Raw genomic sequence first — 13,463 nt, 5'->3', positions numbered from 1 at the left:
CTCGCGCTAAGCTGACCAGCAGAACCAATATTGAGTAACCGGGAGTATTGTGAGCCATCACCTGAGTAACTCGCTGAGCGCCTCCGCTGCCAGCGCCCTGCATGTCGTCGGCGGACACGTGCGCGCTTTCGCGCCCTCTCCGCGTGTTGTTCTCAGCGTCGCTACTCTCGCCTCGGCGGGAGTCCTCGGCCTGGCGGCCTACGGCGTCGCGTCCTCGCATACGACTGTCATGGTCGAAGTCAACGGCGTGACCCGCCCGGTTACCGCGTGGGGCAACACCGTCGGTGACGCGCTTGAGGTCGCGAACGTGAGCGTCGGCAGCGGCGACCTGGTCCAGCCCGGCCTCGCCGAGACTGTGCACGAGGGCGACACCATCGTCGTGCGTAGCTCGCGCGCGTACACCGTGACGGTCGATGGCGAGACCCGCACCCTGTGGACCACGGCCACCTCGGCCGACGGAATCCTTGCCGACGCAGCGCCCCTGGGTTCCACGGTGGCCCTTGCCGCCGACCGCTCCGCGTCGCGCGACGAACTCACTCCGCTGGTCTCCCGCCCCCGTAACATCTTCGTGAGCGCCGACGGCACCACCCGCGAAGTCGCGGTCCGTCCCGGCCAGGACACGCGCGCGATCCTTGAGTCTGCCGGTGTCTCCGTGCACGCCCTCGACCGCGTCACCGTCGAAAACGGCAGCACCGGTGAGATGACGATCAACGTCAGCCGCGTGACCCGCGGCGAGGCCACCGAGACAGTCGAAATTCCCTTTAGCGAGACCACAACGACCAGCAACGATATGTTCGTCGGCGAGTCTCAGGTGACCACGACCGGCCAGAATGGCGTGACCACCTGGACGGTGTGGCAGGAGAAAGATGGTGATCGAGTCCTGACCTCCGTGCCGATCACCGAGCACTCCACCTCCCAGCCCGTGACCCAGGTGCGTAGCGAGGGAACGAAGGAAGTCACCCCGGCCGCCCTCGTCGCTGCCGGCATCGACCCGAAGGCCACGCTGGAGGAGAAGGAGGAAGCCGACGGCACCACCTCCGTGCGCTACCGCGCGAAGCTTGGCTCGATTTCCAGCAAGGAAGAAATCGCCGAGATTAAGGGTGAATCGAAGAATGGCGACGCCGCCGCCGAGGTCGGTGACGTCCCCACGAACTACTCCGGTGAGGATCCGCGTTCCCTGGCCAGGCCTATCGTCGCGGCTCAGGGGTGGGGTGATAGCGAGTATCAGTGCCTGATCCTCCTGTGGAACCGCGAGTCGCAGTGGAACCCCTACGCCGAGAACGCCTACTCGGGTGCCTACGGCATCCCGCAGGCACTGCCAGGATCCAAGATGGCCTCGGCGGGCGCGGACTGGCGGACCAACCCGATCACCCAGATCAACTGGGGTATCGGCTACATTAAGGGCCGCTACGGTACCCCTTGCTCCGCGTGGGCGCACTCCAACGCGGTGGGCTGGTACTGAGCCTGAAGCTGCTGTGAGGGTGGGTCCGGCAACGAGAGTTGCCGGACCCACCCTTGTGTGCCTGTTGGTGTGGTGGCGGTGCCTGTTGGTGTGGTGGTGGGGTGTGCTGGCTTGGTGGCGGCGTGCCGCGCTGCCCTGTTGGTGGCTCTCGGCGCGCAAACATGCGGATAGGTTGTGCGCATCCGGATAGCTTATTAACCTATCCGCGAGCTACTAACCTATCCGCGAGTGCGCATCCTATCCGCGTGCTGATCGCAAATGCGGAGTGCCTGCGGCATTGCTTGACTAACGCGCGGGCTTGTCTTCTCTCGATGATTACCCTAGAATTGGCGAATTAGATCACTTACCATCTGTTCTTTTTCTGTTAGTGAGGTCAGTATGAGGTTGAAGGGCATTCTTGCAACTGGTGTGGTCATTATCGGTGCCGCCGTATGCTTTGTTGGTGGAGCGAACATTGGGCCGATGCTTGGTTTCGGTGCGTCGCAGCAGGAGACTGCCCCTGTCGTCACGGTGGATACGACCCTCGTGAAGAACTCCTTTGCGGATATTGGTGAACTCGCAACCGAGTCGTATGTTTTTACTCAGGTGGGCAAATACTCCGAGGAAGGAACCAAGTTCTTCGGTATGGAAGTACCGGGTACCAGCGCTCATTACCTCATCACCTATTCGGGCGAGGTGAAGGCTGGGCTGACCGACGTGAGCCAGATTCAAGTTCAGGCTGACGAAGGAGCTCATGTTGTGACAGTCACTGTCCCCACGGTAGAGATCCTCTCCTCATCCATCGATCCAGCGTCTATCGAGACCTACGACCAGTCCTTTTCTATCGTCAATCAGATAGAGGTCAGTGAGGTGACCAGTTTCCTGGCGGATCGTGAAGCTGCTGCGAAAGACGAGGCTGTCGCAAAAGGCCTGCTTGATAAAGCGCAGAATCGCTTGAAGGAGGTAGTGAAAGGGCAGGTTAACGCCGTCCTTGGTGAACGGGCTAGCGCGTACGAGGTTCGTGTGACGCTTGCAGAGGAACCCGGCGCGTGACTGACCGAGCCTCACACGGTGCCTAGCCCCGGCCTCGTGGGGCTCGTGCACTAGACTTGCCAGCGTGAGCCGATCCCCCCGTAACCAGCGCGATGCGCGCCGCCGCCTCGATCCGACCCTACCCGAGGGCGCTGTCCCCTCCGAAACGGGCCTGCTCGGTCCCCTCGAAGTGAAAGCAATCTCCGAGGCGCTCGGTATTCGCCCCACCAAGGTGCTGGGCCAGAACTTCGTGCACGACGCGGGCACGGTGCGCAAGATCGTCGCGGCTGGCGGCGTCGAAGAAGGCGACGAGGTCGTCGAGGTCGGCCCCGGCCTCGGTTCCCTGACGCTGGCGCTCTTGGAAGTCGGCGCGCGCGTGCGGGCCGTCGAAATCGACCCGCCCCTGGCCGCCGCGCTGCCCGAGACCGTGCGCGCCCGCATGAGCGAGGCCGCCGACCGCTTCCACGTCGTCACCATGGACGCCACGCAGATCAGTGGGGTTGATGACTTTGGCGTGGATTGGCCCGCGCCCACGAAGCTCGTCGCGAACCTGCCATACAACGTGGCCGTGCCGGTCCTGCTCAACATGCTTGAGGCCTTCCCCTCCATCCAGGGTGTCGTCGTTATGGTCCAGGCCGAGGTCGCGGACCGCCTGGCCGCCGGCCCTGGATCGCGTACCTACGGCGTGCCCTCCATCAAGGCTTCCTGGTATGGCTCGGTTGAGCGTGCCGGGACGATCGGTCGCTCCGTGTTCTGGCCAGTGCCCGGCGTGGATAGCGCCCTCGTGCGCCTGACCCGCTTGGAGACGCCGCGCGGCGATGACGAGCTGCGCCGCGCTACCTTCGAGGTCACCGATGTGGCCTTCGGCCAGCGCCGCAAGACCCTGCGTGCGGCCCTGAAGAACTGGGCGGGCGGCCCCGAGGCCTCCGAGGCCCTCCTGTCCGCCGCCGGCATTGATCCGACGCGCCGCGGAGAGACCCTCTCGATTGATGAGTTCGTCGAGCTGGGGCGTGCCGTTATCAATGCCCGAGGCCGTGGTGCCCTCGCGGCGTCGACCGCAGCCCGCTGATACATCCAGGAAGAAGGAACGCCATGCGTGAAGTGCGCGCCAGCGCGCCCGGAAAAGTCAACTTGACCCTGCGCGTGGGCGCACCCACGCCCGACGGCTACCACCCCCTCGTCACGGTCTTCGAGGCCCTGAACCTGCGCGAAACTGTCACCGTGCGCACCTCCAAGGCACCCGGAGTGCGCGTTGAGACAATCGCGTACCTGCCCGACGGCAGCGTCGACGAGGCGACGACCCGTGCCATGGCCGACCTGGATCCACAGACCCACTTGGCCGTGCGCGCCGCGCGTGTCCTCCAGCGCCTCGCCGCCGCAGGCCCCTGGGCCTCGACAGCCGCGGGCCTGAGCATCCGCGTCGACAAGCGAGTCCCCGTCGCCGGCGGCATGGCCGGCGGATCCGCTGACGCGGCAGCCGCGCTCGTGGCTTGCAACGAGCTGTGGGAGCTGGGCCTGGGTGCCGATCAGCTGGAGACGATCGGTCGCACTCTGGGTGCAGACGTTCCCGCGTGCCTGGCGGGCGGTATTGCTCTGGGAACCGGGCGCGGCGACCACATGAGCGTTCTACGTAAGGGGGACGAGGCCGGGGCACAGCATCACTGGGTCATGCTCCTCGCCCGTGAGGGCCTGTCCACCCCGTCAGTTTTCCGCGAGTTCGATCGAATCGATGCGGAGCAAGCGCCCGCTCTGGTCGAACCCTCCCCCGAGGAGGTTGCCGCCCTGTGCGCGGGACCCGAGAGCCTTCGCCACTGCCTCGTCAATGACCTGCAGGCCCCCGCCCTGCGCCTGCGGCCCGAGCTGACCGAGACCATCGCCGCGGCGACGGATGCGGGTGCCCTGGCCGTCACGCTGTCCGGGTCTGGCCCGACCGTCGCAGCCCTCGCGCGTGACGCTGAGCATGCCCACACCCTCGCGGCCACCCTGAGCGACGCGCCCACGGTCGCGCGCGCAATCCCCGCCCACGGGCCCGCCTGCGGTGCCCGCATCGAATCGACGGAGGCCATCTGATGGCGCACCTGCTCGGAACACAGAACGTCGGCGCCCTCGCGGGGTCGCGCAAGCTCCTCGAAGGGGTCACGGTCGGCCTCGACGACGGCAGCCGCGTCGGCATCCTTGGCCCGAACGGCGCGGGAAAGTCCACGCTCCTGCGCATCGTTGCCGGCACACAGGAACCCGACGGGGGAGTGGTGACCCGGCGCGACGGCGTGCGCGTCGCCGTCCTCACCCAGACGGACACGCTCACCCCCGAGGACACGGTCATCGAGGCCGTTCACCCCGGCTTGGAGGAGTACGAGTGGGCCTCCGACCCGGCCGTGCGCGACATTCACGCCGGCCTCCTCGCCGACATCGACCCCGTCGCGCTCGTCGGTACCCTGTCGGGCGGGCAGCGCCGCCGCGTCGCCCTGGCCCGCGTCCTCGCGGCCACCGCCGACATCGTGTGCCTGGACGAACCCACCAACCACCTCGACGTCGAGGGCGTTGCCTGGCTGGCCGCTCACCTGAACGCCCGCTTCGCTCGCCCCGGCGCGTCCGGAGCGCTCCTTGCCGTCACCCACGACCGCTGGTTCCTCGACGCCGTGTGCGAGCACATCTGGGAGGTCGTTCCCGGCGTTGACCCGGGTGGTGACCGTCCGCAGATCGCCGGGCACGTCGAAATCTACGACGGCTCCTACGCCGCCTACACGCTGGCCCGGGCCGAGCGCGTGCGCCAGGCCGACGTTGCTGCTGCTAAGCGCGCCAACCTGCTGACCAAGGAACTCGCGTGGCTGCGCCGCGGCGCCCCCGCCCGCACATCGAAGCCGAAGTTCCACATCGCTGCCGCCGAGGCCCTTATCGCCGACGTGCCGCCCCCGCGCGACACCGTTGAGCTGGTCAAGATGGCGACCGCGCGCCTGGGCAAGGACGTCATTGACCTCGAGGACGTCTCCGTGTCCTTCACGCGCCCCGACGGCTCGCGCCTGGACATCCTTCAGGGCGTCACCTGGCGCCTAGCCCCCGCCGAGCGCGTCGGCATCGTCGGCGTCAACGGCGCCGGCAAGACGACGATCCTCAATCTGCTGCGCGGCGACCTCGAGCCCACCTCGGGGCGCGTCAAGCGCGGCAAGACCGTCCAGGTCGCCACCCTCTCCCAGGACACCCACGAGCTCGACGCGCTGGCCGACATGCGTGTCGTCGAGGCCGTCGCCGACGTCGCCCAGAGCGTCGTCGTGGACGGCAAAGAGGTCAGCGCCTCGCAGATGACCGAACGCATGGGCTTCACGCGCACCCGCGCCTACACGCGCATCAGCGAAATCTCGGGCGGCGAGCGCCGCCGCCTCCAGCTCATGCGCCTGCTCATGAGCCAGCCTAACGTGCTGCTCCTCGACGAGCCCACGAACGACCTGGATACCGACACCCTGGCATCCATGGAGGACCTGCTCGACACCTTCCCGGGCACGCTCGTCGTTGTCTCCCACGACCGCTACCTCCTTGAGCGCGTCACCGACCACCAGGTCGCCCTCCTCGGCGACGGCCAGATCCGCGCGCTGCCCGGTGGCGTCGAGCAGTACCTGCAGATGCGCGCCTCCGGCGACTTCGGGGCGTTCGGTTCGTCCACTCGCACCGACGAGGCCGGCTCCGCCTCCCGCTCCGCCGCGCAACCCGCGGACGCCTCCTCGGGCGGGGAGAATGCGGGGCAGGGAAGCGCTCGCGGCGGCGTGAGTGACGCTGCGGCGCGGCGCGCGGCCAAGAAGGAGCTGGCCCGCATCGAACGCAAGTTGGATCGCCTGCGCGCCGAGGCCTCGAACCTGGAGGCGAAGCTGGAGAAGCTGTCGATCAAGGTGGCCACGGACGCGTCGGCCGTCTCAGAATTGACGAAGGTGTCCGCGCAGCATCAGGACATCGTGGGGGAGATTGACGGGCTGGAGGAGGCCTGGTTGGAAGCTGCTGAGGCGGCTGAGTAAAACGGGTGTGGCGGGTGCCGCGACCCACTGCTGAACTGCGACCCTCGACCTGTCCTCCGAGACAGCCTGGCAGTACGTCGGCGGCGATCACGTGTACGACGAACCCGGTCAAGCCCCCTCCTCCACGAGCGCACGCTTCCGTTTCGACGAGGCTCACACCCTGCTCAACCGCCAGGTCCACAAGGGCGACCATATTCAGATCGTCAAGGTGGGGGACGACCAGAACGCCTACGGCATCGACTTCATTGAGCTTGAGGAGGCGCTACCTGAAATTCAGCGTCCGGCTGACGCTGTCAGCATCGCCGACTACCAGGGTGCACAGCCCGGCGATGGCGTGGATGATTCTGATGCGCTTATCTGGGCGATGAATGAGGCGGCGAACACCTCCTCCAAGATGGTCTACATCCCTGCGGGAACCTGGGAGCTGGGACGAAAGATCAGCCTCGATCATTCCGATCTGACGATCCAGGGTGCGGGCATGTGGTACACGAACCTGCGCTTCACGTCCGACCAGGCTGGCGGGCCTCGGGTATCGGTATCTTCGGAGGCAAGTCACACGCCATTCGTGACAACCTGCTCGTCAACAATTTCTCCGGCGCTGGCATCCGCCTGAACACCGTGTTTGATGGCCACAACTTTGACCTGAACACGGATGGTGGCATCACGATCGCTCACAACAAGCTGGTGCGCTCGGGCACGACAAACGATTTCTACGGCAATACGCGCGGCGCGATCGACTTTCAGGAAGTCAAGGGGGACATTCGCAACGTCTCCGTCACCGACAACGTTATCGTGCGCCCCTACGCCGAGGAGATACGCGCCGACTTTGGCCTCGGCGAGAGTGCTCTGTCTTCCCGCGGCATCACGCTGCGCGATAACAAGCGTGACGACGAGGCCGGATACACCGCCAAGAGCCAAGTCGTGAACTATGCGCAGGTCAACGGCTCGGTTGTTCGTGGCATCCCGGAGACGGATGATTTCAGCCTCTATTGGTTCCAGGGTGAGGAGGGTGGCCCTGACGGCACGACTCACCGCTACTGGATCTCGAAGGCTGATGGCGTCGAACTGACCGGCGACATGGAGTATTCGCAGGAAGGGAATGCTCGGGTTTACAACGTCGCGACCGGTGACGTGCCCCAGTACCTACCCGCCTCCTCGACTGATTTTTCGGGTTCCTACACGTTCGTCGGTGATCTGGCGCGCTCGCAGCCAGCCGACGATGGAACGACGGTCGTGATTCGTTTCTGGTCCGCGAAGTGACCTGACTCCGTTTTCGTTGTCGCAATCGCCCGCGCTGCCTCGGTAGCGCGGGCGAGTTGCGTCATGCTCGCCATGGACGAGGCCGTGGTGCCGTGGGTGAATGCGGATCCTCCGTAGCGGCTTCTGTCCGGTGTGCGAGGTGGTTGATGTGGAGGCCTGAGCGGCTCCCATCATAGGTGTGGCAAAGATGAACAGCACAGGCTCACCTACCCGAATTACGCAAAAGAAATGCCTGTTTTATTTACGTAATTAGTGATGGTAAAAGTGCGAAATTAGTTCCCGCATGCGCGGTATATAGTATTGGAATTGCAACGAAAAACCGCTTGTCTTGCACATGTTGCGAAAAGGCGTATCACTGGAGTCAACAGCGCGGCCAACCCGGTCGCGACCGGCAATCAAGAGGCCCCACGGGGCCACGTTGTAAAGGACACTCCAATGGCAGATATGCCCCGCATCCTCGACTGCTCCGTCCTCGACTGCTCCTACAACAAGGAGAAGAGCTGCGGAGCCGCCGCAATCACCGTCGGCTACTCGACTTCCTGCACGACCTTCATCCCGCTGACCGTCAAGGGCGGCCTTGCCAAGGCCGAATCCTTCGTTGGCGCCTGCCAGAAGGCCGACTGCGCCCACAACAACGCTCTCGAGTGCACCGCCGCCTCCATCTCGGTCGGCGCGGGCACCGCGGACTGCCTCTCCTACGAGGCGCGCTGAGCGCACCACAGGCGAACGAGGCCGTGGCAGGGATTACCCGCCACGGCCTCGTCGTATGTCTCATCGAGGAGCACCTAGCGTCCGTCGCCCGAGCGCACCCGAAGCGTGGGGTGGGGACTTAGGCCACGCTGGCCGTTCCAGATGAGGTTGACGACGTGTGCGGCAACCTCGTCCTTCTTCATGCGCCGGTCATCGAGCCACCACTGTCCGACCTGCGCGATGAGGCCGACGAGCATCTGTGCGTACAGCGGCGACCAGGTGGTATTGAAGTTCGAACGCTTGAATTGAGCGGCGATGATGTGCTCGACGCGCGTTGCGACGTCGCCCATGATTGAGGAAAACGACCCCGCCGTTCGATCCGAGGGGGCGTCGCGCACCAGCACGCGGAAGCCGTCCGTGTTGCGCTCGATATAGTCGAGCAAACCCAGGGTCGCGTTCTCCAGGATGAGGCGCGGGCGCTCGGACGACTCCAGGGAGGACTGGAGGGAGAAAATGAGGGCCTGTACCTCGCGGTCCACGATGACGGCGTACAGGCCTTCCTTGCCGCCGAAGTGCTCGTAAATGACGGGCTTGGAGACTTTCGCGCGTGCGGCGATCTCTTCGACGCTGGTTGCCCCGAAGCCCTTTTCGGCGAACAGAGAGCGCCCCACGGCCACCAGCTGCTCGCGGCGCGCGAAGCCGCTCATGCGTGTCCTCTTCTCAGCCATGCCTCCAGTATCACACGGGACGAGGCATGGGCGGGGCGGGTGGTTCGGGCGCGGGGGAGTGCCGCGTTTGAAAGCGCCCATAAGGTCCGGGTATTATCACTGTGGACGCATTCCGCCTTGGTGTAACGGCAGCACAGAGGTTTTTGGTGCCTTTAGTCTAGGTTCGAATCCTAGGGGCGGAGCGATTAGATCCGTATCGGATCTGTTAACCCTTTGAGGAGGAATATGTCTCGCCCCGCCGCCGTCATCGTCCTGGCCGCCGGTCAGGGAACGCGCATGAAATCAGCCCTCCCGAAGGTTGTGCATCCCCTCGCTGGCCTGTCCATGATCGGACACGCTCTGCGCGCTGCTCACGGCCTCGACCCTGAGCATTTGGTCGCCGTCGTGCGCCACCAGCGCGAGGTTGTCGCCGCAGAAATCGCGCGCGTGAGTCCGGCCGCCATCATCGCCGACCAGGATGAGATTCCCGGCACCGGTCGCGCCGTCCAGTGCGGCCTCGAGGCCCTCGACGCCGCAGTCGCCCCCGCGCCCGGCACAATTGTCGTCACCTACGGCGATGTTCCTCTCCTGTCGACGGACACCCTGGCCGAGCTGGTCGCCACCCATGAGGGTGCGGGGCACGCCGTCACTGTCCTGACTTCGCGCGTCGAGGATCCCACCGGCTACGGGCGCATCATCCGCGACGCCTCCGGCACGGTCACCGCCATCGTTGAGCAGCGCGACGCGACACCCGAGCAGGCCGCGATCAACGAGATCAACGCGGGTATCTACGCGTTCGATGCGCAGTTCCTGCGCGATGCTCTGTCCTCCCTGGGGACTGACAACGACCAGGGCGAGGTGTACCTGACTGACGTGCTGGCTGCAGCGGCTCCCGCGGGCCGCACCGCCGGTGCCCTGGAACTCACCGATCACTGGCAGAGCGCCGGTGCGAACGACCGTGTCCAACTCGCTGAGCTGGGCGCGGAACTCAACAAGCGTCTCTGCGAGGCGCTCATGCGCTCCGGCGTGACCATCGTCGATCCGGCCTCCACCTGGGTCGATGTCGATGTGAGGGTCGGCGCGGACACCACGATCTACCCCGGCACCTGCCTGCGGGGTACCACACGCGTTGGTGATAACTGTGAAATCGGTCCTAACGCCACGCTGATTGATGCGGAAATCGGGGATCGCGCTGTGGTTCCCGCCGCGTGGATCGGTCAGGGCTGCGTCGCAGCCGATACGATGGTTAAGCCTTACAGCACCATCGGCACACTGATCGCGGCGCCTCGCGCCTGATCCAACACAAGGAGAGACCACCGTATGAGCGGACTGGTGACCACTGGAGAAAAGAACCTCGTCCTCGTTTCCGGACGAGCTCACATGGACCTGGCTCATGCCGTGGGCGAGGAAATCGGATGTGGGGTTTCGCCGGTGACGGCCTACGACTTCGCCTCCGGCGAGATTTACGTGCGCTTCAACGAGTCCGTTCGCGGCGCCGACGTGTTCGTCCTGCAGTCCATCGCGGGCGACATCAACAAGTGGCTCATGGAGCAGCTCATCATGATTGATGCTGCGAAGCGCGCTTCCGCGAAGCGCATCACCGTGGTCGCTCCCTTCTACCCCTACTCCCGTCAGGACAAGAAGCACCAGGGCCGCGAGCCTATCTCCGCCCGCCTGATGGCCGACCTGTACCGCACCGCCGGTGCCGACCGCATCATGAGCGTGGACCTGCACGCCTCGCAGGAGCAGGGCTTCTTCGATGGGCCAGTCGATCATCTCTTCGCCATGCCGGTCCTCGTGGACTACGTGCGCGGCCGCGTCGACCTGTCCAACACGGCCATTGTCTCCCCGGATGCAGGCCGCATCCGCGTTGCCGAAAAGTGGTCGAAGAAGCTGGGCGGCGCACCCCTGGCCTTCGTTCACAAGACCCGCGACACGACTCGCCCGAACGTTGCCGTCGCGAACCGCGTCGTCGGCGATGTCGCTGGCAAGGAATGCGTCCTGGTCGATGACATGATCGACACCGCCGGTACGATCACCGAGGCAATCAACGTCCTCACCAACGCCGGTGCCAAGAAGGTGATCGTTGTGGCCACCCACGGTATCCTCTCCGACCCGGCTACCAAGCGTCTCTCCGAGTCCGGAGCCGCCGAGGTTGTCGTCACCGACACCCTGCCGATCCCTGCTGAGAAGCGCTTCGAGCAGCTCACCGTCCTGTCTATCGCGCCGCTCCTGGCTCGCGCGATTCACGAGGTCTTCGAAGACGGTTCGGTCACATCGCTGTTTAACTGACGGCTTCCCACTTCACATCCGCCCTCGTCGTGAGGTACCCTGTTTGGGTTGCTCCGGCGAGGGCGGATCCGTATCCGCCGTTATCGACAGGGCCTGAATTGATGCGCGCCGCGCTTCCTTCACTCTGCCGACACCGACGCCGGACCTGAGATACGAAGGAAAACACATGAGCGACAACCCCGTCCTGCTTGCCGAAGAGCGTTCCGAGTTCGGTAAGGGTGCCTCCCGCCGCGCCCGCCGCGCCGGCAAGGTCCCCACGGTCCTCTACGGCCACGGCGAAGAACCCCGTCACCTCGACGTTCCCGGTCACGATCTGTTCCTGATCGTCCGCGGCAACAAGAACGCGCTCGTTGAGCTGAAGATCGACGGCAAGTCCCAGCTGGCCCTCGTCAAGGACGTTCAGGTTCACCCCGTGCGCCGCGACATTCTGCACGCCGACTTCCAGGCCGTCAAGGCCGGCGAGAAGGTCGACGTTGAGGTTCCCGTCGTCGTGATCGGCGAGCCCGTCCCCGGCACCGTCCACTCCCTGGAGGAGTTCGCCATCCTGGTGAAGGCTCCCGCCACCTCCATCCCCGAGCACGTCGAGGTCTCCATCGAGGGCATTGAGGCCGGTTCCGCCGTGCACGTCTCCGACCTCAAGCTGCCCGCCGGCGTTGAGGTGGAGCTTGACGCTGAGACGGTCATCGTGTCCGTCCAGGAAGCCGCCGCTGAAGAGGCTGAGGAAGCCTCCGAAGAGGCCGCTGCTGCGGGCGACGCCGAGTGAGGCCCGCGTAGCAGACGTTTTCCGGTGAGGGGGCGAGGCTTTGGCCTCGCTCCCTCGTCGTATCTGCGATACTGGGGGCATGAGTGACCTCCACGTGATCATCCCCGCCGGCGGTGCCGGCACCCGCCTGTGGCCGCTGTCGCGGCGTCGCCGTCCCAAGTTCCTCCTCGACCTAGCGGGCACGGGCCGCACCCTCCTGCAGGGTACGGTGGACCGCCTGGCTTCTGCGGCCTCGTCCGTGACCATCGTGACCGGTCAAGCGCACCGCGATGGCGTACTCGCCCAGCTTCCCGAGTTCGCTTCCTCGCAGGAGCGGACGCTCCTCATCGAACCATCGGGGCGCGATTCCATGGCCGCGATCGGATTGGCCGCCTACGTCGTGCGTGAGCGCTTTGGGGACGATGCCATCGTCGGCTCGTTCGCCGCCGACCACCTGATTGCGCGCCCCGAGCTGCTGCGCGCCGCCGTTGCAACCGCGATTGGTGCCGCGCGCGACGGATACGTCGTGACGATTGGGCTGACGCCCACCGAGGCCTCGACCGCTTACGGCTACATCGCGCCCGGACCTGCTCTGTTCGGTGAGGACGAGGCCGGGGCGGCTGGCGCTGCCGGGCGTGCCCGCCGGGTCGCCGAGTTCGTCGAAAAGCCCGATGCGGACACTGCTGCCCGCTACGTGTCCCAGGGCTACCTGTGGAACGCGGGCATGTTCATCATGTCTGCGGGTGTCCTGGCCTCCCACCTGGCCCGACTCATGCCCGACCTGCACGCGCGCCTAGAGACTATTGCGCGCTCGTGGGGAACACCGCAGTTCGAGGCGACGCTGGAGGAGAACTGGCCGCACCTAACCAAGATCGCCATCGATCACGCCATCGCTGAACCCGTTGCTGCCGACGGGGGAGTGGCCGTCGTTCCCGCTGACGCCGCCCTCGGCTGGACGGACCTGGGCGACTTTGAGGCGCTGACCGGTATCGCTGCCGCTGCGGGGAACCTCGGTGAGGCCATCCGCATCGACTCTGAGGGTGCCGCCGTCTACGGATCCGTGGGTGAGGATGGCCCACTCGTCGCCCTCGTTGGGGTGCCCGACGTCGCAGTGGCCCTGACCTCTGACGCGATCCTCGTGACGCGCCTAGAATGTGCGCAGGCCGTCAAGTCCGTCGTCGATACGCTTGCCGAGGCCGGTCGCTCCGACTTACTCTGACAGCCCTCCACTAGGCGGAGCGAGTGGCTCCGTGACTCACGGTGATTCCGCGCCCCCTTCGAGTGTATGCTATCGG

General features: G+C 65.5%; 13 protein-coding genes and 1 tRNA gene. 13 read left to right on the top strand and 1 reads right to left on the bottom strand.

Annotation, left to right across the window (positions count from 1 at the left end):
- The first annotated feature begins 49 nt into the window (after positions 1 to 49).
- The 8 genes from O3932_RS06945 to O3932_RS06910 all read left to right on the top strand — a co-directional run bounded on the left by O3932_RS06945 (position 50) and on the right by O3932_RS06910 (position 8,448).
- Positions 50 to 1,462, top strand: coding sequence for a ubiquitin-like domain-containing protein (locus O3932_RS06945; protein WP_315295460.1), 1,413 nt, complete (start codon positions 50 to 52; stop codon positions 1,460 to 1,462).
- Positions 1,463 to 1,840: 378 nt separating this feature from the next.
- Positions 1,841 to 2,494, top strand: coding sequence for a DUF4230 domain-containing protein (locus O3932_RS06940; RefSeq protein WP_009647964.1), 654 nt, complete (start codon positions 1,841 to 1,843; stop codon positions 2,492 to 2,494).
- 64 nt (positions 2,495 to 2,558) lie between these two features.
- On the top strand, positions 2,559 to 3,542 hold the full coding sequence (gene rsmA, locus O3932_RS06935) for a 16S rRNA (adenine(1518)-N(6)/adenine(1519)-N(6))-dimethyltransferase RsmA (protein WP_371537231.1): 984 nt from the start codon (positions 2,559 to 2,561) through the stop codon (positions 3,540 to 3,542).
- Positions 3,543 to 3,565: 23 nt separating this feature from the next.
- Positions 3,566 to 4,543: a 4-(cytidine 5'-diphospho)-2-C-methyl-D-erythritol kinase gene (locus O3932_RS06930; protein WP_371537229.1), complete on the top strand. Its 978-nt coding sequence runs from the start codon at positions 3,566 to 3,568 to the stop codon at positions 4,541 to 4,543.
- Positions 4,543 to 6,477, top strand: coding sequence for an ABC-F family ATP-binding cassette domain-containing protein (locus O3932_RS06925; protein WP_371537226.1), 1,935 nt, complete (start codon positions 4,543 to 4,545; stop codon positions 6,475 to 6,477). The genes O3932_RS06930 and O3932_RS06925 overlap by 1 nt, the downstream gene beginning before the upstream one ends.
- A 91-nt stretch (positions 6,478 to 6,568) precedes the next feature.
- On the top strand, positions 6,569 to 7,090 hold the full coding sequence (locus O3932_RS06920) for a glycosyl hydrolase family 28-related protein (protein ID WP_371537224.1): 522 nt from the start codon (positions 6,569 to 6,571) through the stop codon (positions 7,088 to 7,090).
- Between the two features lie 5 nt (positions 7,091 to 7,095).
- On the top strand, positions 7,096 to 7,737 hold the full coding sequence (locus O3932_RS06915; protein WP_371537221.1) for a hypothetical protein: 642 nt from the start codon (positions 7,096 to 7,098) through the stop codon (positions 7,735 to 7,737).
- 435 nt (positions 7,738 to 8,172) lie between these two features.
- On the top strand, positions 8,173 to 8,448 hold the full coding sequence (locus tag O3932_RS06910) for a DUF1540 domain-containing protein (RefSeq protein ID WP_009647950.1): 276 nt from the start codon (positions 8,173 to 8,175) through the stop codon (positions 8,446 to 8,448).
- 74 nt (positions 8,449 to 8,522) lie between these two features.
- On the opposite strand, the gene O3932_RS06905 is transcribed toward O3932_RS06910, so the two are convergent.
- Positions 8,523 to 9,155 carry a TetR/AcrR family transcriptional regulator gene (locus O3932_RS06905; protein ID WP_296503622.1) on the bottom strand — a complete coding sequence of 211 codons (633 nt, stop codon included), beginning with the start codon at positions 9,153 to 9,155 and terminating at the stop codon, positions 8,523 to 8,525.
- 111 nt (positions 9,156 to 9,266) lie between these two features.
- Here O3932_RS06905 and O3932_RS06900 point away from each other — a divergent pair.
- The 5 genes from O3932_RS06900 to O3932_RS06880 all read left to right on the top strand — a co-directional run bounded on the left by O3932_RS06900 (position 9,267) and on the right by O3932_RS06880 (position 13,387).
- A tRNA-Gln gene (locus O3932_RS06900) sits at positions 9,267 to 9,337 on the top strand.
- A gap of 43 nt (positions 9,338 to 9,380) precedes the next feature.
- Positions 9,381 to 10,430 (top strand): bifunctional N-acetylglucosamine-1-phosphate uridyltransferase/glucosamine-1-phosphate acetyltransferase, encoded by a 1,050-nt coding sequence (locus O3932_RS06895; protein ID WP_299239661.1) that lies wholly within the window; start codon positions 9,381 to 9,383, stop codon positions 10,428 to 10,430.
- 24 nt (positions 10,431 to 10,454) lie between these two features.
- Positions 10,455 to 11,426 (top strand): ribose-phosphate diphosphokinase, encoded by a 972-nt coding sequence (locus O3932_RS06890; protein WP_371537218.1) that lies wholly within the window; start codon positions 10,455 to 10,457, stop codon positions 11,424 to 11,426.
- 166 nt (positions 11,427 to 11,592) lie between these two features.
- Positions 11,593 to 12,189, top strand: coding sequence for a 50S ribosomal protein L25/general stress protein Ctc (locus O3932_RS06885; RefSeq protein WP_009647951.1), 597 nt, complete (start codon positions 11,593 to 11,595; stop codon positions 12,187 to 12,189).
- Positions 12,190 to 12,268: 79 nt separating this feature from the next.
- Positions 12,269 to 13,387 (top strand): mannose-1-phosphate guanylyltransferase, encoded by a 1,119-nt coding sequence (locus O3932_RS06880; protein WP_314735820.1) that lies wholly within the window; start codon positions 12,269 to 12,271, stop codon positions 13,385 to 13,387.
- Positions 13,388 to 13,463 lie beyond the last annotated feature (76 nt).

The organism is Pauljensenia sp. 20925_1_25 (genome assembly GCF_041433955.1).
In the GTDB taxonomy this organism is placed as follows: Bacteria; Actinomycetota; Actinomycetes; order Actinomycetales; family Actinomycetaceae; genus Pauljensenia.
This window is presented reverse-complemented; position numbering and strand designations above follow the sequence as displayed.

What these genes read in the sequence shown, in the direction of transcription:
- O3932_RS06890 (WP_371537218.1), top strand. Translation starts at nt 10,455, where the DNA reads ATGAGCGGACTGGTGACCACTGGAGAAAAGAACCTCGTCCTCGTTTCC.
- O3932_RS06905 (WP_296503622.1), bottom strand. Translation starts at nt 9,155, where the DNA reads ATGGCTGAGAAGAGGACACGCATGAGCGGCTTCGCGCGCCGCGAGCAG.
- O3932_RS06940 (WP_009647964.1), top strand. Translation starts at nt 1,841, where the DNA reads ATGAGGTTGAAGGGCATTCTTGCAACTGGTGTGGTCATTATCGGTGCC.
- O3932_RS06885 (WP_009647951.1), top strand. Translation starts at nt 11,593, where the DNA reads ATGAGCGACAACCCCGTCCTGCTTGCCGAAGAGCGTTCCGAGTTCGGT.
- O3932_RS06895 (WP_299239661.1), top strand. Translation starts at nt 9,381, where the DNA reads ATGTCTCGCCCCGCCGCCGTCATCGTCCTGGCCGCCGGTCAGGGAACG.
- O3932_RS06930 (WP_371537229.1), top strand. Translation starts at nt 3,566, where the DNA reads ATGCGTGAAGTGCGCGCCAGCGCGCCCGGAAAAGTCAACTTGACCCTG.
- O3932_RS06925 (WP_371537226.1), top strand. Translation starts at nt 4,543, where the DNA reads ATGGCGCACCTGCTCGGAACACAGAACGTCGGCGCCCTCGCGGGGTCG.
- O3932_RS06910 (WP_009647950.1), top strand. Translation starts at nt 8,173, where the DNA reads ATGGCAGATATGCCCCGCATCCTCGACTGCTCCGTCCTCGACTGCTCC.
- O3932_RS06880 (WP_314735820.1), top strand. Translation starts at nt 12,269, where the DNA reads ATGAGTGACCTCCACGTGATCATCCCCGCCGGCGGTGCCGGCACCCGC.